Here is a 21813-nt window from a genome sequence, read left to right on the forward strand (position 1 = left end):
GGAGATGCCATGGCCGACGCCGTCGTCGACACCGTTGCCTCGGTTCCCGTCGCGGTCATCGGCGCCGGTCCGGCCGGCCTGATGCTCGCTCACCGGCTGTCACGGGCCGGAGTCGACACGATCGTGGTCGACACCCGCACCCGGCGTGAGATCGAGACGACGCACCGGGCCGGCATCCTGGAGGCCGACGCGGCCCGGGACCTGGTCGAGACCGGCGTCAGCGACCGGATCCTGCGCGAGGGCCACGAACACGAAGGCACCGAGCTGCGGTTCGGCGGGCGGGCGCACCGGATCCATTTCAAGGCACTGGTCGGCGAGTCGGTGTGGCTCTACCCGCAGACCGACGTGTTCATCGATCTGGCCGACGCGCGGGAACGCGACGGCGGCACGGTCCACTTCGGGGTCGAGGACACCGAAGTTCTCGACATCACCACCAGCGCTCCGCGGGTCCGGTACACCGCGGCCGACGGGTCACGGCACGAGGTGCGCGCGCGGTACGTGGTCGGTGCGGACGGGTCCCGCGGCATGTGCCGCGACCTGGTCCCCGAGGACCGGCGCGTGCGGTACGGCAAGGAGTACCCCTTCGCGTGGTTCGGCATCATGGCCGAGGCGCCGCCGAGCGCACCCGAGCTGGTCTACGCCCATTCCGAGCACGGCTTCGCGCTGATCAGCCGGCGGACCGAGACGGTACAGCGGATGTACTTCCAGTCCTCCCCCGACGAGTCCGTCGACGCCTGGCCGGACGACCGCGTCTGGGAGACGCTCCAGGCCCGGGTGGGCGGCGAGGACGGCTTCCGTCTCACGGAGGGCCCGATCCTGGTGAAGACGGTGCTGCGTTTCCGCTCGTTCGTGCAGGAGCCGATGCGCTGGGGCTCGATGGTGCTCGCCGGAGACGCCGCGCACACCGTTCCGCCGACCGGTGCCCGCGGACTCAATCTCGCACTGCACGACGTGAAGGTCCTGGCCGACGCCCTCCTGCGGGCGCTCGGCACCGCGGGCGAGACCGCGTTGGAGGACTACCAGCCGCGCGCGCTGCGACGAATCTGGCGGGCTCAGAACTTCTCCCACTGGATGACCCAGCTGCTGCACACCCCGCCCGGCGGCACCCCGTTCGACCTGCGGCGCCAACTCGGGGAACTCGACAACGTGGTGGGCACGCTCGCCGGCCGCACCTATCTCGCCGAGCAGTACACGGGCTGGCCCGCCGGCTCCCAGGACCGACCCCGTCGACCCCAAGGAGACAACCCGTGATCATCGACTGCCACGGTCACTTCACCACGGCGCCGCCGCAGCTGGCCCAGTGGCGTGACCGGCAGGTCGCGGCGATCGGCTCCCCCTCGGACGCGCCCGACCCCGACGACCTCGTCATCACCGACGACGACCTCCGCGAGGCCATCGAGAGCAACCAGCTGCGCCTCATGGACGAGCGGGGCATCGACCTGACGGTCTTCTCCCCGCGGGCCAGCTTCATGGCCCATCACATCGGTGACTTCCGGGCGTCCGCGACATGGGCGCGGATCTGCAACGATCTGGTCCACCGCGTCAGCGGGCTCTACCCCGACCGCTTCGCGATGGGCGCCATGCTGCCGCAGTCGCCGGGCGCCGACCCGGCCACCTGCCTGCCCGAGCTGCGCCGTGCGGTCGAGGAACTCGGCGCGGTGACGGTCAACCTCAATCCCGATCCGTCGGGCGGCAAGTGGACCGCGCCGCCTCTGACGGACCGCAGCTGGTACCCGCTCTACGAGGCGATGGCCGAGTACGACATCCCCGCGATGATCCACGTCAGCACCTCGTGCAACCCGGCCTTCCACACGACGGGTGCCCACTACCTGAACGCGGACACCACGGCGTTCATGCAGCTGGTCCAGGGCGACCTGTTCGCCGACTTCCCGTCGTTGCGGTTCGTGATCCCCCACGGCGGCGGCGCGGTGCCCTACCACTGGGGCCGGTTCCGCGGTCTGGCGATGGCGCTGGGCCGGCCGGACCCCGAGACGCTGCTGGACAACGTCTTCTTCGACACCTGCGTGTACCACCAGCCCGGCATCGACCTGCTCACGCAGGTCGTCCCCAGCCGATCCGTGCTGTTCGCCAGCGAGATGATCGGCGCCGTCCGTGACATCGACCCGCACACCGGCCACCACTTCGACGACACGAGGCGGTACGTCGAGGCCACCGCGAACCTCACCCACGAGGAACGGGCCGCCGTCTACTCCGGCAACGCCCTGCGCGTCCACCCCCGACTCACCGCCCGGCTCGCCGCCACCGGCCACTGACCCAGGAGGAGGACACATGGAACACACCCGGCTCGGTGTCGTCCACACCACGATCACCCGCGCCGACCCGAAGGACGTCGTCGCACTGTCGGCGTTCGGCGTCGCGACCGTCCACGAGGCGATGGGCCGGGTGGGTCTGATGCGCCCGTACCTGCGCCCCGTCTATACCCGGGCCCGGCTTTGCGGCACGGCGGTGACCGTGCTGCTGCAGCCCGGCGACAACTGGATGCTCCACGTCGCCGCCGAGCAGATCGAGGAGGGCGACGTGGTGGTCGCGGCCTGCACGACGGAGAGCGAGGACGGTTTCTTCGGCGAACTGCTCGCCACCTCGTTCCGCGCCCGTGGTGGCCGGGGCCTGGTCATCGACGGAGGCGTGCGCGACGTGGCCGACCTGGAGGAGATGGACTTCCCGGTCTTCGCGCGGGCGGTCAACGCCAAGGGCACGGTCAAGGCCACTCTCGGTTCGGTCAACGTGCCGGTGGTCTGCGCCAACGCCCTGGTCAGGCCGGGCGATGTGGTCGTGGCGGACCGCGACGGTGTCGTGGTGGTGCCGCGCGAGCGGGCCGCCGAGGTCGCCGGGGCGGCTGCCCGGCGCGAGGCCGGCGAGGAGAGCAGGCGGGTGCGGTTCCGCGCGGGCGAACTCGGCCTGGACCTGTACGGCATGCGCGGCCCGCTGGCCGAGCTCGGCCTGCGCTACGAGGACTGATGATGACGACGAGCTTCGAGAAGACTCCCGGCTGGCTGGACTGGTACGCCGACCCGAGCCGGCCGCGGTTCCGGATGCCCGAGGGGGCCGTCGACGCGCACTGCCACGTGTTCGGCCCGGGAGCCGCGTTCCCGTTCGCGCCCGAACGGAAGTACACCCCGTGCGACGCGTCCAAGGACCAGCTCTTCGAGCTGCGCGACCACCTGGGCTTCACCCGCAACGTCGTGGTCCAGGCGACCTGCCACGGCGCCGACAACAGCGCCATGGCCGACGCCCTGCGGTCCTCCGGGGAGCTGGCCCGGGGCGTGGCGACGGTGCGGCCGGACGTCTCGGACGCCGAGCTGCGGGAGCTGCACGAGGCCGGGGTCCGCGGTGTGCGGTTCAACTTCGTCAAGCGGCTCGTCGACGCGGCGCCGCGGCGGGACCTGCGGGACGTCGCCGAGCGGATCGCCCCCTACGGGTGGCACGTCGTCCTCTACTTCGAGGCGGCCGACCTCGCCGGCCTGCGCGACTTCTTCCTGTCGATACCGGTTCCGCTGGTCATCGACCACATGGGCCGGCCCGATGTCACCAAGGACCCGTACGGGCCGGAATTCGGGACGTTCCTGGACTTCATGCGGGCCAGGCCGGACATCTGGTGCAAGGTGACCTGCCCGGAACGACTGTCCGTGAGCGGCCCGCCGGCCCTCGACGGCGAGCGGTCGGCGTACCGCGACGTCGTCCCCTTCGCCCACCGCGTGGTCGAGGGGTTCCCCGACCGGGTGCTGTGGGGCACGGACTGGCCCCACCCGAACCTCGCCACCCACATGCCCGACGACGGTCTGCTCGTCGACTTCGTCCCGAGCATCGCGCCGACGCCGGAGCTGCGGCAACGGCTCCTCGTCGACAACCCGATGCGCCTGTACTGGCCGGAAGCCGGCTGAACCGTCCCACGGCTGACCCGTCCCACGATCGGAGCCCGACCTTGTCACTGGACAAGACCTACAAACTGGTACCGGGGACCACCGTCTTCGACGCCGAGCAGTCCGCCAGGGGCTACCACCTCAACCAGTTCTGCATGTCGCTGATGACGGCGGAGAACCGCGAACGCTACCTCGCCGACGAGCGCGCCTACCTGAACGCGTGGCCACTGCGGGAGGAGCAGAAGCGGGCGCTGCTCGACCGCGACCTCAACGCCGCGATGGACGAGGGCGGCAACATCTACTTCCTCGCCAAGTGGGGCGCGACGCTGGGGCTCTCGTTCCAGCAGATGGCCGGGTCGATGACCGGTATGACCGAGGAGGAGTACCGCGCGATGATGGTCGGCGGCGGCCGCTCCGTCGAGGGCAACCGCATCGATCACGCCGTCCTGGAGGCGGCCTGCGCCGATCCGGCTCCCCCGGCCGAACACGCCGTGATCACCGCCGCGGTCTTCACCTCGCACGTGCCGGCGATCGGTGCGGCAATGGACCACGGCAAGACCGGGGAGCCCTACTGGCGGCCGGTCTTCGAGGGGTACGAGTTCTCCAAGGCGTGGGAGGAGGAGAACCTTCCGGATGTGATCTTCCTGGTCTACAACGACCACGCGTCCGCGTTCGACCTGTCCCTGATCCCGACGTTCGTGCTCGGTACCGGCGCGGCCTACGCCACCGCCGACGAGGGATACGGCCCCCGTCCGGTCCCCGGCATCGAGGGCGACCCCGACCTGGCCGCGCACATCGCGCACTCGCTCATCAGGGACGACTTCGACCTCACCCTCGCCAACGAGATGACCGTCGACCACGGCCTGACCGTCCCGCTGTCGCTGATGTTCGGTGACGTCGAGAAGTGGCCGTGCAAGGTGATCCCCTTCCACGTCAACGTGGTGCAGTACCCGGTGCCCTCGGGTGCCCGGTGCTTCGGTCTCGGCCGGGCACTGCGGAAGGCGATCGAGTCGTACGACAGGCCGCTGAAGGTCCAGGTGTGGGGCACCGGTGGCATGAGCCACCAGTTGCAGGGCCCGCGCGCCGGTCTGATCAACCGGGAATGGGACCAAGCCTTCCTCGACCGGCTGGTCGGGGACCCGAACGGATTGTCGCGGGTGCCGCACCTGGAGTACGTCGAGGAAGCCGGTTCGGAAGGCATCGAGCTGGTCATGTGGCTGATAGCCCGCGGGGCGATGAGCGACGTCGACGGGTCCGGACGGGTCGAGGTCAAGCACCGCTTCTACCACGTGCCGGCGTCCAACACCGCCGTCGGCCACCTGATCCTTGAAAACCACCCCCGGGCCCAGGAGCCCGCCGAAGGAGTCAACTGACATGACCGACGACCGAACCCTCCGGGTCGCCCTGGCCGGCGGCGGCGCCTTCGGCGCCAAGCACGCGGCCGCGCTGAAGCGGATCGAGGGCGTCGAGGTGACCGCCGTCGTGAGCAGCACCCTCGAAAGCGCGCAGAAGTTCGCCGCGGAGCAGGGGATCGGCCGCGCCGCGGCGTCCCTCGACGAGGTGCTGGCGACGGACGACGTCGACGCCGTCATCCTCGCCACTCCCACCCCGATGCACGCCGAGCAGACGCTGGCCTGCCTCGGCGCCGGCAAGCACGTCCAGGTCGAGATTCCCCTGGCGCCCTCCCTCGCCGACGCCGAGGCGTGCCTGGAGGCGCAGCAGCGCACCGGGCTGGTCGCCATGGTGGGCCACACCCGGCGCTTCAACCCGAGCCATCAGTGGGTCCGGCGGCGGATCCAGGCCGGCGAGTACACCCTCCAGCAGATGGACGCGCAGACGTACTTCTTCCGCCGCACGAACCTCAACGCGCTGGGCGCGCCGCGCTCGTGGACCGATCACCTCCTGTGGCACCACGCGGCACACACCGTCGACCTCTTCGCGTACCAGACGGGCTCGCCGATCGTGCAGGCCAACGCGGTCCAGGGCCCGATCCACCCCGAGCTGGGCATCGCGATGGACATGTCGGTCCAGCTGCGCGCGGCGAACGGCGCCATCTGCACCCTGTCGCTGTCGTTCAACAACGACGGTCCGCTCGGCACGTTCTTCCGCTACATCGGCGACACCGGCACCTATCTCGCCCGCTACGACGACCTCGTCACCGGCAAGGACGAGCCGATCGACGTCAGCGGGATCGACGTCTCGACGGACGGCATCGAGCTGCAGGACCGCGAGTTCGTCGCCGCCATCCGCGAGGGCCGCGAACCGAACTCCTCCATCGCCCAGGTCATGCCCTGCTACCGGACTCTGGCCGCCCTGGAGAAGCAGCTCACCGCCGCCGCGGGCGCGTGAGCACGGCACCGGCGGCGGGCGCGGGCCGTACGCCGTGAGAACGGGCTCACCGTGCCGGCCACCCCATGCGTGTGGTGGCCGGCACGGTGAGCCGGTTGCGTGGTGCGGTCAGCTGCCGAAGCCGAGACCGAGGCGGTCCAGGGTGCGCAGCCAGAGATCGCGGCGGCCCTCGTTGCGGTCGGCTCGGGCCAGGGACTTCCGGGTGATGCCGATGCCGATCGAGCGGAAGGGCTCGGGCGGGAAGGGCAGCGGCTTGCGGCGTACGAGTTCGAGGGCGGTGCGCTCGGTGGACGCGCCGGTCAGCAGGTCCAGCATCACCTCGGCGCCGAAGCGGGTGGCGCCGACGCCGAGGCCGGTGAATCCGGCCGCGTAGGCGACCTTGCCCCGGTGGCTGGTGTCGAAGAACACGCAGAAGCGCGTGCTGGTGTCGATGGCGCCGCCCCAGGCGTGGGTGAAGCGGAGGCCCTCCAGCTGCGGGAAGGTCGTGAAGAAGTGGCGGGCGAGGGTGGCGTAGGTTTCGGGGCGCCGGTCGTGTTCGGCGGCCACCCTGCCGCGGAAGTGGGTGACGGCGTCGTAACCGCCCCACAGGATGCGGTGGTCGGCGGTGATCCGTACGTAGTGGAAGTGGTGGGCGGAGTCGGCCCAGCCCTGCCGGTTGTGCCAGCCGACCGAGGCGAGCCGCTGCTCGGTCAGCGGCTCGGTCATCAGCGCGTAGTCGTAGACCGGCACCGTGTAGGGGCGGTGGCGGCGGAGCGGGGAGGGGTGGGCGTTGGTGGCGAGGGCCACGCGTCCGGCGGTGATCCGTCCGTAGGGCGTACTGACGGACACGACCGCGCCGTGCTCGTCGAGTGCGAGGGCGGGTGTGTGTTCGTGGATGCGGACGCCGAGGTCGAGGCAGGCGCGCTTGAGTCCCCAGGCGAGGCGGGCCGGGTTGACCATGGCGACGTCGCTCTTGTTCCAGACCGCGCCGAGGAAGGTCGGGGAGTCGATCTCGGCGCGGACGCCGTCGGCATCGAGGACGGTGACGGTGGCACCGTGGCGAGCGGCCGTTTCCGCTTCCTCCGCGAGCCATCCGACCTGGTGGGGTTCGGTGGCGACGGTGAGGGAACCGGTGCGCTCCCAGCCGCAGTCGATACGGTGGCGGGCGAGGGCGTCCTCCATCTCCCGGAGGTTTTCGCGGCCGAGGCGTTCGAGGGTGTCGATCTCGTGGGGCCAGCGCTCCAGACCGTTCGCGAGGCCGTGCGTGAGACTCGCCTCGCAGAAGCCGCCGTTGCGGCCTGAAGCCGCGCCGCCGGCCTCCGCGCCCTCGACGAGGACGACGTCGAGGGAGGGGTCGCGTTCCTTGGCGATGAGCGCCGTCCACAGGCCGGTGTATCCGCCCCCGACGACGAGCAGGTCGCAGGTGGTGGGGCCGACGAGGGCGGGGGTGGTCCCGGGCCGGCGGGGGTCGTCGAGCCAGAACGGGGTCGGTGCGGCGTCCCGGAGGGAGAGCAGGGGGTCCATGGGGGCCGTGTGGGCCATGTGCGGGCTTCCTTTGGGATGCGCGGGAGTCGCCCGGAGGGCTCCCGCGGGGGTTCCGTTCGACTCGAAGTGGCCACTTGGCGGGCGGGGTCGTCGTCGCCCCGCCCGCGTCGGGCGGTCCGGCCCGCGCCCGTGCGGAAGGCGGGCCGGGGGCTGGTCAGGCGTAGTGGCGGTAGACGGCTTCGGCGACACAGGCCGGCTTGTCGCCGCCCTCGATCTCGACGGTGAAGGTGATCGGCATCTGCACGCCGTTGCCCTTGACCTCCTCCACCGTGCCGACGGCACCGTGCAGACGGATCTTCGCGCCGACCCGGACGGGGCTGGGGAAACGGACCCTGTCCAGGCCGTAGTTGACGCTCATCCTGGTGCCGGTGATGCCGAGCAGCTCGCCGAAGAGCGGGATGATCAGGGAGAGGGTGAGGTAGCCGTGGGCGATGGGGCCGCCGAAGGGCCCGTCCTTGGCCTTCTCCGGATCGGTGTGGATCCACTGGTGGTCGTCGGTGGCGTCGGCGAAGGTGTTCACCCGGTCCTGGGTGATCTCGAGCCACTCGGTGCGGCCGAGGTCGGCTCCGCTGAGGGAGGTGAGTGCGCCGAGGCCGTCGGCGATGGCGATGGGCATGAGGAGACCTTTCGATGGCGCGGGCGGCGCTGGGCGCACCCGGGGGAAACGTCCTGGTCGAACGCCGGTCACGACCGGGGGCGTTCGGCGGGTCCGGTGGTGAAGGAGTCGCGGACGGCCGACTTGACGACCTTTCCGGAGGCCGTGCGGGGCAGGCCGCCGGTGAGGACGACCGACTTCGGGATCTTGTACTTGGCGAGCCGGCCCCGGAGGTGGCCGAGGATGTCGTCCTCGCCGGCGCGGGCCCCGGGCTCGAGGACGACGACGGCGCGGCCGACCTCGCCCCAGACCGGGTCGGGGATGCCGATGACCGCGCATTCGGCGACGGCGGGGTGGTCGAGGAGCGCGTCCTCGACCTCGGCCGGGTAGACGTTCTCGCCGCCGGAGACGTACATGTCCTTGACCCGGTCGACGATGTAGGCGTAGCCGTCCTCGTCGGTCCGGGCGATGTCGCCGGTGCGCAGCCAGTGGCCGTCGGCGAAGACGGCCGCGGTGTCCTCGGGCCGCTTCCAGTAACCGGTCATGACGTGGGGGCCCTGGACGAGGACCTCGCCCCGCTCGCCCGGTCCGGCCTCGCTGCCGTCGGGCCGGACGATGCGGGTGTCGGTGAAGAAGTGCGGGACGCCGGCGGAGCCGGCCTTGGCCGCGGTCTGTTCCCGGTCGAGGAAGAGGACGCCGGGGGACGCCTCGGTCATGCCGTAGCCCTGGCTGAAGGCCAGGCCGCGGTCGATGTACGCGGCTATGGTACGGGCGGGCACGGGCGCGCCGCCGCAGTTGAGGGTGCGCAGGCTGGAGAGGTCCGTGGTTCCCCACCGCGGCCGGGCGGCCATGGCGTCGTACATCGTGGGGACGCCGAACAGGTACGTCACCCTCAGGTCCTCGACCAGTTCCAGGACGCGGTCGGCGTCGAAGGCGGCGAGCAGGACCACCCGGCCGCCCTTGAGGAGGGTGGGCAGGCAGGTCATGTTGAGGGCGCCGGTGTGGAACAGCGGGGCCACGACGAGGGTGACCTCGTCGGCGGTGAGGTCGGTGTCGACGAGGACGTTGACGCTGTTCCAGGTGATGTTGGCATGGGAGAGGACGGCTCCCTTGGGGCGGCCCGTGGTCCCGGAGGTGTACATGATCATGCACGGGTCCTCGGGCGCCACGGACACGTCCAGGAGCTCGTCCGTGGCCGCCCCGGCCTGCACCTCGTCGTACGAGAGGGCGCCCTCGCCGGGGCCCTCGGGCCCTTCGAGTGCGATCCGGTGGCGCACCCCGGCCTCGTCGGCGGCGGTGCGTGCGGCTTGTGCGTGCTCGGGGGCGTGGATGAGGACGGTGCTGCCCGAGTCGGAGAGGTTGTACACCAGTTCCGGTGTCGTCAGCCGGGTGTTGAGCGGGACGAAGACCGCGCCGAGCGCTCCGGCGGCGAACAGGGTTTCCAGGAAGGCCGGGTGGTTGGGGCCCAGGTAGGCGATCCGGTCGCCGCTCTCGACGCCCAGGGCGCGCAGGCCGTGGGCGAGGCGCAGGACCCGCCCGTGCAGCTCGCGGTAGGTCCAGGTGCGGCCGTCGTGGACGACGGCGGTCCGGTCGGGCGTTTTGCGGGCCCGGCGCGTCGGCCAGGAGCCGATGCCTTGGTTCAGCACGAGCGATTCCTTCAGTCGGTGGACAGACCGAGCAGGCGGACGGCGTTCTCCTTGAGGATCTTCGGCCGGACCTCGGGCTTGATGTCGAGTGCGGCGAAGTCGGCGAGCCACCGATCGGGCGTGATGACCGGATAGTCGGAGCCGAAGAGGACCTTGTCCTGGAGCAGGGTGTTCGCGTAGCGCACGAGCTGCGGGGGGAAGTACTTCGGGGACCAGCCGGACAGGTCGATGTGGACGTGCGGCTTGTGGGTGGCGACCGCGAGCGCCTCGTCCTGCCAGGGGAAGGACGGGTGCGCGAGGACGATCCGCAGTTCGGGGAAGTCGACGGCGACGTCGTCGACCAGCATGGGGTTGGAGTACTTCAGCCGGATGCCGCCGCCGCCCGGGACGCCGGCGCCGATGCCGGTCTGGCCGGTGTGGAAGAGGGCCGGAACGCCGAGTTCCTCGATGGCCTCGTACAGCGGGTAGGCGAGGCGGTCGTCGGGGGAGAATGCCTGGATGCTGGGGTGGAACTTGAACCCGCGCACGCCGTACTCCCCCACCAGGCGCCGGGCCTCGCGGACCCCGGCGCGGCCCTTGTGCGGGTCGATGCTGGCGAAGGGGATCAGCACGTCGGCGTGGGCGGCGCAGCTTTCGGCGATCTCCTCGTTGGCGATCCGCGGGTGGCCGGTGGCCTGTTCGGCGTCGACGGTGAACACCACCGCGGCCATGCGGCGTTCGCGGTAGTGGTCGGCCATCTCCTCGATGGTGGGCTGCCGGTGGCCGTGGGCCTTGAAGTACTTCTCGGAGGCGCCGAACAGCTCGGGGCTCAGCGCCCCGTGGCCGTCCTTGGAGACTTCGGCGTGGGTGTGCACGTCGATGGCGGTCAGCGTGTCGAGGTCGAGCGCGGTCCCGCGGGGGCGGTCGGTCATCTCATGCCTCCGGGGCCCGGGGCGCGGGGATGCCGTAGGTCTCGGGCTCGGCGCCGACGCCGTCCGGCCATGCGGCGGCGATGGCGTCGCCACTCCAGCCTCCGTCGGCGAAGGCGACCGCCTTCTCCTTCGGGTGGGCCCACAGGGCGAGGCGGTCGCCACCGATGCCGATGGCCTGCCCGGTCACGCCGTCGGAGTCGTCCGAGGCCAGGAAGGTGATCAGGCCGGCGACGTCCTCGACGGTGCCGAGGCCCTCGTCCTTGCGCAACCAGTCGGGCAGCGGCTCGCCGGTACGCTCGGACTCCTCGATGACGGGGGCGAACGCCGGGACGGTCCGGGTCATCTCGGTGGCGGCGACCGGCACGACGGCGTTGACGGTGATGCCGGCGCGGCCCAGTTCCATGGCCCAGGTGCGGGCCATCGCGGCGATGCCGGCCTTGGCGGCGGCGTAGTTGGTCTGGCCGAAGTTGCCCCGCTGGCCGGCGGGCGAGGAGATCAGGACGAGCCGGCCGCCGGTGCCCTGCTCGCGCATGCGGACGGCGGCGGCGCGGGCACAGGTGAACGTGCCGCGCAGGTGGACCCGTACGACGTCGTCGAAGTCCTCGTCGGTCATCTTCCACAGCACGCGGTCGCGCAGGATGCCGGCGTTGGTGACGAGCACGTCCAGGCGCCCGAACTCCTCTACCGCCGCGTCCACGAGCCGCTGGGCCGCCTCGCTGTCGCCGACGGCCACGGCCACGCCGGTCGCCGCGCCTCCGCGGGACGTGATCGAGGCGACGGCGGCGTCCACCGTGTCCTTGTCGACGTCGTTGACGACGACGGCGGCGCCCGCGGCGGCGAGGGCCTGGGCGTATGCCAGTCCGAGGCCGCGTCCGCTGCCGGTGACGACGGCGACCTTGCCCTGAAGATCCATGAGAGATGCCTCTCGAAGGGGGTGGAAGGGAGTGGAAGGGAATGCCGAGAACACCGGCCGAGCCGGGATCGACAGGAATCCTGATGAATGCAGTCTGAGCAATCAGCAGGATTCCTGTCAATGCCCTAGGGTGGGGCGACGCCGCGCCCCGGAGACACGCCCGGAAGCGGTACGAACCGTTCCACGCGGACCGTCACCACGGGAGGATGGACGTGAGCACGTCATTGCTCTACCTGATCAAGAGAACGGAGCTCGCGGTGCGCGCCCGGCTCGACGAACTGCTCAAGCCCGCCGGGATCACGGCGCTGCAGTACACCGCCCTGACGGTGCTGGAGCGGCACGACGGCATCTCCGCGGCGCAGCTCGCCCGCGACTCCTTCGTCACCGCCCAGTCGATGGCCGACATGGTCCGCGCACTGGAGAGCCGCGACCTGATCCGCCGTGAACCCAATCCGGCCAATCGCCGCGAACGCCTCATCCTGCTCGCCGACCCGGGGCGGCGGCTGCTCGCCGAGTACGCCGGGCCGGCCCGCCGCATCGAGGAACGCATGACCGCCGGCCTGGGCCCCGAGCGGACCGAGGCGTTCCGGCTGGCGCTGAACGAGTCCTGGCGGGCCCTGTCCTGACCCGGCGCGCCCGCGGGGCGGACGCCGCTCAGGCTTCGGCCGCCGCCGGGCGGAGCGCCGCCATCGCGCTGAGCATCAGTTCCAGGGCGAAAGGGTAGCCGCTGTCACGCATGTCGGCGGCCAGCAGCGGGAAGACCGCCGCGACATTCGGATGGGTGTCGGCCGTCAGCCTGCCGTAGACCGAGTTCCAGACCGCCTCGTCCGCCTCCCGGGCGGCCTTCGGCAGAGCGAGCGCCGCGGCGTCCAGGGCGGCGAAGGCCAGGGCCTGGTCCACGAACGCGTGGTAGGCGCGGACGGCGAAGGCGTCCGGGAAGCCCGCCGAGCGCAGGATGCCGAGGATCCGCTCGACGGCCCGGGTCTCGTGGGGGCGTCCCGTCGTGCGGTACGCGCCGAGGACGGCCGCCTGCGGGTGGGACAGGTAGCAGGCGTGGATCCGCAGGCCCATGGAGCGCAGGTCCTCCCGCCAGTCCCCGGTCGCCCGCCAGCCCTCCTGCGCCCTGCCGATCATTTCGTCCGCGAGGGCGAGGAGGAGGGCGTCGGTGTTGTGGAAGTAGCGGTACAGCGCGCTCGGGTCGGCGCCGAGCGCGGCGCCCAGCCTCCGTACGGAGAGCGCTTCGGCTCCGTGCTGGGCGACGAGCCGCAGCGCCGTCTCGACGATGAGCCGCTCCGAGAGGACAGCGCCCTGCTTGGTGGGTCTGCGGCGCTTGCGTCCGCCTTCGGGAGTGACACGTTCGGACATGGCCGGGACCTTACGTCAACACCATTGACGTGTAAACGGCCTTCCCGATTCCATGGCCCCCGCCCCCCGTCGCCTCACGCTCTGGAGCTTTCGAATGGCCAAGGCCGATCTGGTCTTCACCCGCGGCCCCGTCTTCACCGTGGACCCGGCCCGCACCCGGGCGACCTCGCTCGCCGTCATCGGCGACAGGATCGCGGCCGTCGGCCACGACGAGGTGCGCGAACTCGTGGGGCCCGGCACCGAGGTGGTCGACCTGACGGGGAAGCTGCTGCTCCCCGGCTTCCAGGACGCCCACATGCACCCGGTCTTCGCCGGCGTGGAACTGGCCGAGTGCGACCTGACCGAGACCGTCACCGTGAACGACTACCTGGCCCGGATCCGCGCGTACGCCGACGCGCACCCCGACCGCGAGTGGATCACCGGTGGCGGCTGGTCGATGGAGAGCTTCGAGGGCGGGCTGCCGACCCGGCAGCTGCTCGACTCCGTCGTCCCCGACCGCCCGGTCCTGCTGGTCAACCGGGACCACCACGGTGCCTGGGCGAACACCCGGGCGCTCGAACTCGCCGGGATCACCGCGACCACCCCCGACCCCGCCGACGGCCGGATCGAGCGCGAGCCGAACGGCACTCCCAGCGGCACGCTCCAGGAGGGCGCCACCTCGCTGGTCGGCCGACTGCTGCCGGCGAGCACGCCGGCGGAACTCCTCGCCGGGCTCCTGCGGGCCCAGAAGCTGCTGCACTCCCTCGGCATCACGGGCTGGCAGGACGCGATGCTCGGCGAGCTGGGCGGCCGGCCCGATCCCTCGGACGCGTACCTGACCGCGGCGGCGGACGGCACGCTCACGGCCCGGGTGACGGGGGCGCTGTGGTGGGACCGCGCACGGGGCGTCGAGCAGGTTCCCGAACTGGTGGCCCGGCGCGAGGCGCTGCGGGCCGACCGGTTCCGCGCGACCTCGGTGAAGATCATGCAGGACGGTGTCGCGGAGAACTTCACCGCCGCCATGACCTCCCCGTACCTGGACGGCTGCGGCTGTGCCACCGCCAACAGCGGTATGAGCTTCGTCGAGCCCGGGGCGTTGCGCGGATACGTGACGGAGCTCGACGCCCTCGGCTTCCAGGTGCACTTCCACGCCCTGGGTGACCGGGCCGTGCGCGAGGCCCTCGACGCGATCGAGTCGGCGGTGGCGGCCAACGGACACCGCGGCAACCGCCACCACCTTGCCCACCTCCAGGTCGTCCACCCCGAGGACCTCACCCGCTTCGCCGCGCTCGGCGCCCTGGCGAACATCCAGCCCCTGTGGGCGGCCCACGAGCCCCAGATGGACGAGCTGACCATCCCGTTCCTGGGTCCGGAGCGTGCCGCCTGGCAGTACCCGTTCGGCGACCTGGTGCGCGCGGGCGCGACCCTCGTCGCGGGCAGCGACTGGCCGGTGAGCAGCCCCGATCCGCTGGCGGGCCTTCACGTGGCCGTGAACCGCCGGGACCCCGACGCCGACCACGACCGGATCTTCTATCCCGAGCAGCGGCTCGACCTGCCGACCGCGCTGGCCGCGTACACCGCCGGAGCCGCCCACGTGAACGGTCACGACGACGCGGGCAGCCTGCGGGTCGGCAACCTCGCCGACCTGGTCGTCCTGGACCGCGACATCCTCACGGCGCCCGCGGAGGAGATCGCGGAGGCCCGGGTGGAGCGGACCTACGTCGGCGGCCGACTCGTGCACTCGGTCTGAGCGGACCGGACCGATGACGCCCGTACGTCGAGCCGGGTCGGGACGAGCACCCCCGCCGTCTCCCGGTCGCCGTGTTCCAGGACCGCCACCAGGGTTTCGACGCCCGCCTCCGCGATCGCCTCGGGCCGCAGGCTCAGGGTGGTCACGGGCGGCTCGGTGTGCTCGGCGGTGACGTCCTCGCTCACGCAGACGAGGAGCAGGTCGCCGGGGACCTCGTAGCCGAGCCGGCGCGCCGCGTCGAGGATCAGGGGCGGACTCGCCTCGGCCACGACGAGCAGGGCGTCGGGCCGTGCCCGGCCGCCCGCCGGGTCGCCCGTGAGGGCGGTCTCGACGGCGCGGATGACGGGACCGTTCCCCGGCCCCCCGGCGCGTACGACCCGCACCGCCACGCCGTGTGCCGCGCACCACTCCTCGTGCGCGGCGAAGACCTCGGCGTGGAAGCGGGTGGTGCTGTCCGGCACCACGAGGACGGGCCTGCGGGCGCCCTGCTCGCGAACGTGGTCGAGGGCCTCGCGCAGGGCGCCGCCGGCATCCACGTCCACCCAGTACGCCCCGGGCCGCCCCTCGACGGAGCGGTCGCTGAACACGGGGATGCGGGCGGCGAGAAGGTCCTCGACGATCAGGTCGTTGGCGACGGGGTCGGCGACGACCACCGCGTCGAGCGACAGGTCGGCCCACTCGCTCTGCAGGGACCCGGCGGGCAGCAGCACCACGGCGTAGCCGCGCCGCAACGACATCGCCGCGGTGGCCGCGGTCAGCCGGGCGAAGTACGGCGACTCCAGGAAGGCCCAGGGGGCGTCGGCGAACTCCCCGACCACGTAACCGATCAATCTGGCCCGTCCCGCGCGCAGCCGGCGCGCGGTGGCGTTGGGCCGGTAGCCCATTCTGCGCGCGGTCTCACGGGCCTTCTCCCGGACTTCGGGAGAGAGCCTTCCGGTGCCGTTCAGTGCCGCCGAGACGGTCGTCTTGGACAGGCCCGCCTCGCGGGCCACGTCGACGAGGCGGACGCGTGGGAGGGGCGGCGAGGGCTGCCCGCCGTGCGGTGGGGCGTCGGTCATGCGACTGATGCTGCCACCTTCGTGACCTTTGCAAAACCGTTCCCGCACAGCCTTGTGCGGGAACGGTCCCGCATCAATACTCACTCCAACCCCCAGCGCCCGTCACTACACCCGTAAAGGGGTGGGTCTGCATGCGCATGCCCCGAGCCATCGCGCTTCTCCTCTGTACCGCCGCCGTCGCGGCCACCACCAGTGCCTGTTCCGGCGCCACCGCGCCCAAGACCGCCGCCGGCGCGGACCACAAGGTCACTCCGCTCTCACCGCCCGCGCGGGGCCCCCTGGACTCCTTCACCTGGTCCCTGTACGCCGAGCCCTACACGCTCGACTACGCCCTCGCGTACGACTACCCGCCGAACACCGTGCTCGCCAACGTGTGCGAGCAGCTCATGCGGGTCACCCCCGACATGAAGATCGAGCCCGGCCTCGCGGTGACGTACGACCGGCCCGACCCGCTCACGCTGGTCTACACGCTGCGCCCCGGGGTGAAGTTCCACGACGGCACGACCATGACCGCCGACGACGTGGTCGCCTCCCTCCAGCGCCAGATGGCCCCTGGGACCGGTTCCCCCTGGGGGTCGGCGTTCAAGAACGTCAAGGCCGTGGAGAAGACCGGCCCGCTGGAGGTGACGCTCCGGCTCACCAAGCCCGACGTCCTGCTCCACGAGCTGATGGCCGCCTCCCCCGGCACCGTCGAGAGCGCCGCCACCCTCGCCGAGGCCGGCAAGAACTACGGCACCCCCGCGGGCAAGGTCAACTGCACCGGTCCGTACGCACTCGACACCTGGTCCCAGGGCGCCGAGATCACCCTGAAGAAGCACGGCGCGTACTGGGACCCCCGGCTCGCCCCCAAGACCGACACCGTGAAGTTCACGTTCATCGAGGACACGGCGGCCCGCACCAACGCCTTCCTGTCCGGCACCGCCGACGGCGGGTACATGGTGGCCCCCGCCACCATCGGACAGCTGCGTTCCGGCAACAAGGGCAGCGTCCTCTTCGGCCCCAACACCGCCGCGTCCAATCTCGCCGTGCTCGACTTCGGCGGCCCGCTCGGCGACGTGAAGGTCCGCAAGGCCCTCTCCCTGGCGCTCGACCGCAAGAACATCATCAAGGCCGCGGCCGGCGGCATCGGCGTCCCCGCCAAGGCCCCCGCCGCGCGCGGCGCGTGGGCGCTGGCCCCGGAGAAGACCGCCGCGCTCTACGACACCCGGCCCGAGCCCGGTTACGACATCGGCGCCGCGAAGAAGCTCGTCCAGGAGGCCGGGGCCGCCGGCCGCAAGATCACCCTGGTCACCAGCACGCTCGCTCCCGAGATCAGCGTCGTCGCCAACGCCGTTCAGGCCGCCGGTCGGGAGATCGGCCTGAACGTCGAGCTGAAGTCGGTGCCCCCCGAGGCGTACAGCAGCATCTTCGTCGACCCCGGCGCACGCGCCGGCATGGACCTGGTCATCACCAACGGGTACGACAACACGCCCGACCCGCTGGAGTTCTACCAGTACCTGCGCACCGGCGACTTCGGGAACTACGGCAACTGGTCGAACGCCGCGTACGACGCCGCCTTCGACCGGGCCAACGCCGAACCCGACGCCGGCAAGCGCGCGGAGCTGACCGCCGAACTCCAGGAGATCGCGTTGCGCGAGCTGCCGATCATCCCCCTCTACGAGGCGCCCTACACGGTCTTCCTCGGCAAGCGCGTGACCGGCGCCCCGACCGGGATCGCCCAGTTGTACTACCCGTGGGCCGCGACGATCGGGGCCGCGGCGAAATGACGCGCTACCTCATCGGACGCGTCGTCGGCCTGGTGGCGGTGCTGTTCGCGACCTCCCTCGTGGTCTTCGGCAGCGTCCACCTGGCGCCCGGCGACCCGGTGTCGTTCCTGCTCCACGGCCGCCCCGCGACCCCCGAGGCCGTGGCGGCCCTGCGCTCCCAGTACCACCTGGACGACCCGCTTCCCGTGCAGTACGCGAAGTGGCTCGGCGGGGTCTTCCGGGGAGACTTCGGCAGCTCCGCCCAATTCCACCAGGACGTCTCCGCCCTCATCGGATCACGGCTGCCCGGCACGGCCCTGCTCGTCGGGTACGCGGCGCTGCTCGTCGCCCTCATCGGTGTGACGTCCGGGATCCTCGCCGCCCTGCGGCCCGGACCGCTGGACCGGGCGGTGCTCCTCGGCAGCGGCGTCGCCACCGCCACCCCGTCCTTCGTGACCGCGATCGCGCTCGTGTCCCTGTTCTCCGTCCGTCTGGGCTGGTTCCCCGGCCCCGGCGGCACGCCCGTGGGATTCTCCGAGGGGCTGTACCACCTGACCCTGCCGGCCTTCGCCCTGGCGCTGACCTTCGCGGGCCTGCTCGCCCGGGTGACCCGCTCGGCGATGCTCGACGAACTCGGCCGGGAACACGTGGAGGTGGCACGCGCCCGAGGCGTCCCCGCGCGGGTCGTGGTCCGTCGCCACGTCCTGCGCAACGCGCTCGGCCCGGTCGTCACCGTCGGCGGCACGATGCTCGCCGGACTCCTCATCAGCACCTCGATCGTCGAGACCGCCTTCGACGTGCCCGGCCTCGGCTCCCTGCTCGTGCAGTCGGTCACCGCCAAGGACTTCGCCGTCGTGCAGGCGATCACCCTGCTCAGCGTGGGCGCCTTCGTCCTCGTCAACCTCGCCGTCGACCTGCTCGCACCCCTCATCGACCCCCGGCTGTCGCTCCACGGGGAAGGCTCCTCATGACCACCACCGCACCTCCGGAGCCCGCCGTCCTGCGCCGCAGGCCCGGGCTGCGCCCCCTGCGCCTCCTCGCCCAAGGGCCGTTGTTCACCGCCTCGATCGCGGTGCTCGCCGTTCTCGTCCTGATCGCCGTGCTCGCCCCCGTCCTCGCTCCGTACGACCCCGAGGTCCTCGATCTCCCGGCGAGTCTGACCGGGACCACCGGCGAGCACCTCCTCGGCACCGACCAGTCCGGTCGGGACGTCCTGTCGCGGCTGATGCACGGGGCCCGCACCGGGCTTCTCGGCCCGCTGCTCGTCGTCGGCGTCTCCACCCTGCTCGGCACCCTGCTCGGCGTGGTGGCGGCCTGGCGCGGCGGTTGGGCGGACTCCGTCCTGTCCCGCTCGATGGACATGGTCTTCGCGATACCCGGACTCCTGCTCGCGATCCTGCTCGTCTCCGTCGCCGGCTCGGGGATGACCGCGCCGGTGATCGCGATGGCAGTGGCCTACACCCCGTACGTGGGCCGCCTGGTGCGCGGCATCGCGCGCCAGGAGAAGGCCCGCCCGTACATCGAGTCCTACCGGGTACAGGGCTGGTCCGGCTGGAACGTGTGCCTGCGCCACCTGCTGCCCAACATCGCCGCCACCGTCTTCGCCCAGTCCGCGATGAACTTCGGGTACGCGCTGATGGACCTGGCGGCCCTCTCCTACCTCGGCTTCGGCGTGCAGCCGCCGACCGCCGACTGGGGCGCCATGATCAACGAGGGTCAGTCGGCCGTCCAGCAGGGGGCGATGCTGCCCGCCCTCGCGCCTTCCGTGTGCATCGTGCTCGCCGTGGTGGCGTTCGGCATCGTCGGCGAGGGTCTCGCCGACCGGATCGCGAGGCGGAAGCGGTGAACCGCATGAAGGAACAGCCGGAACGGAAGGACGCGTCTCCGGTCCCGGCCGGCGACGGGCGTCCGGTCCTGGAGATCGACGGGCTCGGGGTCCGGCTGCCCGACGACCGGGCCGGGCGGCCGATCCTGGACGGGGTCGGCCTGCGGGTACGCGCCGGGGAGAGCGTCGGCCTCGTCGGCGAGTCGGGCTCCGGGAAGTCGGTGACGTGCCGCAGCGTCCTCGGGCTGCTGCCCGCGGGCGCACGCACCAGCGGCGAGGTCCGGGTCGCCGGCCGGGACGTGCTCACCATGAGCCGTTCCGAACTGGCCGAGCTGCGGGCCCGGCAGGTCGCGATGGTCTACCAGGACCCGCGTGCCTCCGTGAACCCGCTGCGCCGAGTCGGCGACTTCCTCACCGAAGGGCTGCGCGCGGCCGGGACCCCGGCCGCCACGGCGGACGCGCGGGCCCTAGAACTCCTCGACGCGGTCGGCATCCGAGACCCGCGCGGCGCCCTGCGCCGCCGTCCCCACGAGTTCTCCGGCGGCATGCTCCAGCGGGTGGTCATCGCCGCGGCGCTCGCGGCCGAACCCGCGCTGATCGTCGCCGACGAGCCGACCACCGCCCTGGACGTCACGACCCAGGCCGAGATCGTCGAACTCCTCGCCCGGCTGCGGGCCGAGCGCGGCACGGGCCTCCTCTTCGTCACCCACGACCTCGAACTGGCCGCCACCGTCTGTGACCGGGTGTACGTGATGTACGCGGGCCGGGTCGTGGAGACGCGCGGTACCGACGAGTTGTTCGACCGGCCGCGGCACCCGTACACCGCGGGACTGCTCGCCTGCACGCCGAGCATCGAGGCGGGCGCGCCCGCGCCCCGCCCCATTCCCGGGCGTCCCGTCTCCCTGTCCGAGGCGCCGCCGGGCTGCGCCTTCGCCGCGCGCTGCGCCCACGCACTGCCGCGCTGCTCCGAGGAGAAGCCCGCACTCACCCGGCACGGCGACGGACTCGCCGCCTGCCACCGCGCCGACGAAGGGATCACGCTGTGACCGCCTCAGCGAAAGAGGGACCGGTCGTCAAGGGCCTGGTCGTCGAGGGCCTGCGGAAGCGGTACGGAGACCACGTGGCGGTCGACGGCGTGTCCTTCTCCCTGGCACCCGGGGCCTCTCTCGCGATCGTCGGGGAGTCCGGCAGCGGCAAGACCACCACGGTCCGGATGCTCGTCGGCCTGGAGCACCCGGACGGCGGGACCGTCCGCCTGGACGGACGGGACCGCTCCGCGCGGCCCCGGCGGCGGGCGGAACGGCTGTCCAGGGCCCGGGAGATCCAGATGGTCTTCCAGGATCCGTACCTCTCGCTCGATCCCCGGGTGACCGTCTCCGGATGCCTGGACGAGGTGCTGCGCCTCCACACCGGTCTCGATGCGGGCGGCCGCGGCACCCGGGTCACCCGGCTCCTGGACCAGGTCGGCCTCGGCACACGCGAGGCCGCCGCTCTCCCCCGCGACCTCTCGGGCGGCCAGCGGCAGCGCGTGGCGATCGCCCGTGCCCTTGCCGTGGAGCCCCGGGTCCTCGTTCTCGACGAAGCCGTCGCCGCGCTCGACGTGTCGATCCAGGCGCAGATACTCGAACTCCTCGGGCAGATCCGCAGCGCATCGGGGATCGGCTACCTGTTCGTCACGCACGACCTGGCGGTGGTCCGGCACATCGCCGACGAGGTCCTCGTGCTCAAGTCCGGTCACGTCGTGGAGACGGGCCCGGCCTCGCGGGTCCTGGAGGCCCCGGAACATCCGTACACCCGGCTCCTCCTGGACTCGGTGCCCCGGCGCGGGCGGTTCCCCGCAGGCCGGTGACCGTCGTCACGGACCCGTGGGGCCCGGCACCGGGACCCCGTCCTTCCGGCGCGCACGGCTCAGGGCTCGGGCCGTCGTGGTACAGGCGGGCGTGCACTCCTCAGCGGCCGGGGGGAGTCGTGCCCGGATTCGTGGGCCTCGCCCGCGTCGATCGCCGTGGCCGGAACGGTGGATCCGGACCGCTCCTTGAGCAGGTCAAGACGCGTCGGGAACCCTCGCACAAGGGTTTGGTCCCCAACTGGTCCCCAAAAACGATCAGGGGCCGTTCTGGATTGCTCCAGAACGGCCCCTGACCCGCGACTGTCTCCAGTCGGGACGACAGGATTTGAACCTGCGACCCCTTGACCCCCAGTCAAGTGCGCTACCAAGCTGCGCCACGTCCCGATGCACGGCCCCTGCGGTTTTCCCCGCGTCGGCGTGCAG

Annotated in this window: 20 protein-coding genes and 1 tRNA gene; 13 read left to right on the top strand and 8 right to left on the bottom strand. The window is 71.9% G+C overall.

What is annotated here, in order from left to right:
* Positions 1–9: 9 nt before the first annotated feature.
* The 6 genes from ACFYZY_RS23530 to ACFYZY_RS23555 are packed head-to-tail and all read left to right on the top strand — an operon-like array spanning position 10 to position 6230.
* Positions 10–1251 carry a 4-hydroxybenzoate 3-monooxygenase gene (locus ACFYZY_RS23530; RefSeq protein WP_388697400.1) on the top strand — a complete coding sequence of 414 codons (1242 nt, stop codon included), beginning with the start codon at positions 10–12 and terminating at the stop codon, positions 1249–1251.
* Positions 1248–2273 (top strand): amidohydrolase family protein, encoded by a 1026-nt coding sequence (locus ACFYZY_RS23535; protein ID WP_388697402.1) that lies wholly within the window; start codon positions 1248–1250, stop codon positions 2271–2273. The genes ACFYZY_RS23530 and ACFYZY_RS23535 overlap by 4 nt, the downstream gene beginning before the upstream one ends.
* A 16-nt stretch (positions 2274–2289) precedes the next feature.
* Complete coding sequence (gene ligK, locus ACFYZY_RS23540; protein WP_388697405.1) at positions 2290–2979, top strand: 4-carboxy-4-hydroxy-2-oxoadipate aldolase/oxaloacetate decarboxylase; 690 nt, start codon at positions 2290–2292, stop codon at positions 2977–2979.
* A gap of 2 nt (positions 2980–2981) precedes the next feature.
* On the top strand, positions 2982–3902 hold the full coding sequence (locus ACFYZY_RS23545; RefSeq protein ID WP_388697408.1) for an amidohydrolase family protein: 921 nt from the start codon (positions 2982–2984) through the stop codon (positions 3900–3902).
* A 41-nt stretch (positions 3903–3943) separates the two neighbouring features.
* Entirely contained in the window at positions 3944–5254 is a 1311-nt protein-coding gene (gene ligA, locus ACFYZY_RS23550) for a protocatechuate 4,5-dioxygenase subunit alpha (RefSeq protein ID WP_388697410.1), read from the top strand.
* Between the two features lies 1 nt (position 5255).
* Positions 5256–6230: a Gfo/Idh/MocA family oxidoreductase gene (locus ACFYZY_RS23555; RefSeq protein WP_388697413.1), complete on the top strand. Its 975-nt coding sequence runs from the start codon at positions 5256–5258 to the stop codon at positions 6228–6230.
* Positions 6231–6338: 108 nt separating this feature from the next.
* Here the strand turns inward: ACFYZY_RS23555 and ACFYZY_RS23560 are convergent, their stop codons facing one another.
* From ACFYZY_RS23560 to ACFYZY_RS23580, 5 genes are all read right to left on the bottom strand, one after another.
* On the bottom strand, positions 6339–7751 hold the full coding sequence (locus tag ACFYZY_RS23560; protein ID WP_388697414.1) for an NAD(P)/FAD-dependent oxidoreductase: 1413 nt from the start codon (positions 7749–7751) through the stop codon (positions 6339–6341).
* A gap of 157 nt (positions 7752–7908) precedes the next feature.
* Complete coding sequence (locus ACFYZY_RS23565) at positions 7909–8370, bottom strand: MaoC family dehydratase (protein ID WP_388697417.1); 462 nt, start codon at positions 8368–8370, stop codon at positions 7909–7911.
* Positions 8371–8438: 68 nt separating this feature from the next.
* Complete coding sequence (locus tag ACFYZY_RS23570; RefSeq protein ID WP_388697418.1) at positions 8439–9995, bottom strand: long-chain fatty acid--CoA ligase; 1557 nt, start codon at positions 9993–9995, stop codon at positions 8439–8441.
* 11 nt (positions 9996–10006) lie between these two features.
* Positions 10007–10906 carry an amidohydrolase family protein gene (locus ACFYZY_RS23575; protein WP_388697419.1) on the bottom strand — a complete coding sequence of 300 codons (900 nt, stop codon included), beginning with the start codon at positions 10904–10906 and terminating at the stop codon, positions 10007–10009.
* A gap of 1 nt (position 10907) precedes the next feature.
* Positions 10908–11819, bottom strand: a complete 912-nt coding sequence (locus ACFYZY_RS23580; RefSeq protein WP_388697422.1) for an SDR family oxidoreductase — start codon at positions 11817–11819, stop codon at positions 10908–10910.
* 206 nt (positions 11820–12025) lie between these two features.
* Between ACFYZY_RS23580 and ACFYZY_RS23585 the strand changes: the two genes are divergently transcribed.
* Positions 12026–12445: a MarR family winged helix-turn-helix transcriptional regulator gene (locus ACFYZY_RS23585; protein WP_388697425.1), complete on the top strand. Its 420-nt coding sequence runs from the start codon at positions 12026–12028 to the stop codon at positions 12443–12445.
* A 28-nt stretch (positions 12446–12473) separates the two neighbouring features.
* Here ACFYZY_RS23585 and ACFYZY_RS23590 read toward each other — a convergent pair whose 3' ends face one another.
* Complete coding sequence (locus ACFYZY_RS23590) at positions 12474–13184, bottom strand: TetR/AcrR family transcriptional regulator (RefSeq protein ID WP_388697427.1); 711 nt, start codon at positions 13182–13184, stop codon at positions 12474–12476.
* 94 nt (positions 13185–13278) lie between these two features.
* Here ACFYZY_RS23590 and ACFYZY_RS23595 point away from each other — a divergent pair, with 94 nt between their 5' ends.
* Positions 13279–14913: an amidohydrolase gene (locus ACFYZY_RS23595; protein ID WP_388697429.1), complete on the top strand. Its 1635-nt coding sequence runs from the start codon at positions 13279–13281 to the stop codon at positions 14911–14913.
* Here the strand turns inward: ACFYZY_RS23595 and ACFYZY_RS23600 are convergent.
* The gene (locus ACFYZY_RS23600) at positions 14880–15971 is read right to left on the bottom strand and encodes a LacI family DNA-binding transcriptional regulator (protein WP_388697431.1); all 1092 of its coding nucleotides are present in this window, start codon (positions 15969–15971) and stop codon (positions 14880–14882) included. The genes ACFYZY_RS23595 and ACFYZY_RS23600 overlap by 34 nt on opposite strands.
* A 131-nt stretch (positions 15972–16102) precedes the next feature.
* Here ACFYZY_RS23600 and ACFYZY_RS23605 point away from each other — a divergent pair, with 131 nt between their 5' ends.
* From ACFYZY_RS23605 to ACFYZY_RS23625, 5 genes are read left to right on the top strand one after another with little or no spacing between them, the layout of a single operon-like run.
* Positions 16103–17737, top strand: coding sequence for an ABC transporter substrate-binding protein (locus ACFYZY_RS23605; protein WP_388697433.1), 1635 nt, complete (start codon positions 16103–16105; stop codon positions 17735–17737).
* On the top strand, positions 17734–18687 hold the full coding sequence (locus ACFYZY_RS23610) for an ABC transporter permease (RefSeq protein WP_388697436.1): 954 nt from the start codon (positions 17734–17736) through the stop codon (positions 18685–18687). Before ACFYZY_RS23605 ends, ACFYZY_RS23610 begins: the two co-directional genes overlap by 4 nt.
* Positions 18684–19562 (top strand): ABC transporter permease, encoded by an 879-nt coding sequence (locus ACFYZY_RS23615; protein WP_388697439.1) that lies wholly within the window; start codon positions 18684–18686, stop codon positions 19560–19562. Before ACFYZY_RS23610 ends, ACFYZY_RS23615 begins: the two co-directional genes overlap by 4 nt.
* A 5-nt stretch (positions 19563–19567) precedes the next feature.
* Positions 19568–20587, top strand: coding sequence for an ABC transporter ATP-binding protein (locus ACFYZY_RS23620; protein WP_388697553.1), 1020 nt, complete (start codon positions 19568–19570; stop codon positions 20585–20587).
* Entirely contained in the window at positions 20584–21390 is an 807-nt protein-coding gene (locus tag ACFYZY_RS23625; RefSeq protein WP_388697441.1) for an ABC transporter ATP-binding protein, read from the top strand. The genes ACFYZY_RS23620 and ACFYZY_RS23625 overlap by 4 nt, the downstream gene beginning before the upstream one ends.
* A 310-nt stretch (positions 21391–21700) precedes the next feature.
* Here ACFYZY_RS23625 and ACFYZY_RS23630 read toward each other — a convergent pair.
* A tRNA-Pro gene (locus tag ACFYZY_RS23630) sits at positions 21701–21774 on the bottom strand.
* Between the last annotated feature and the right edge of the window lie 39 nt (positions 21775–21813).

The sequence above is a fragment of the Streptomyces sp. NPDC001744 genome, assembly GCF_042892575.1.
Classification (GTDB): Bacteria; Actinomycetota; Actinomycetes; order Streptomycetales; family Streptomycetaceae; genus Streptomyces.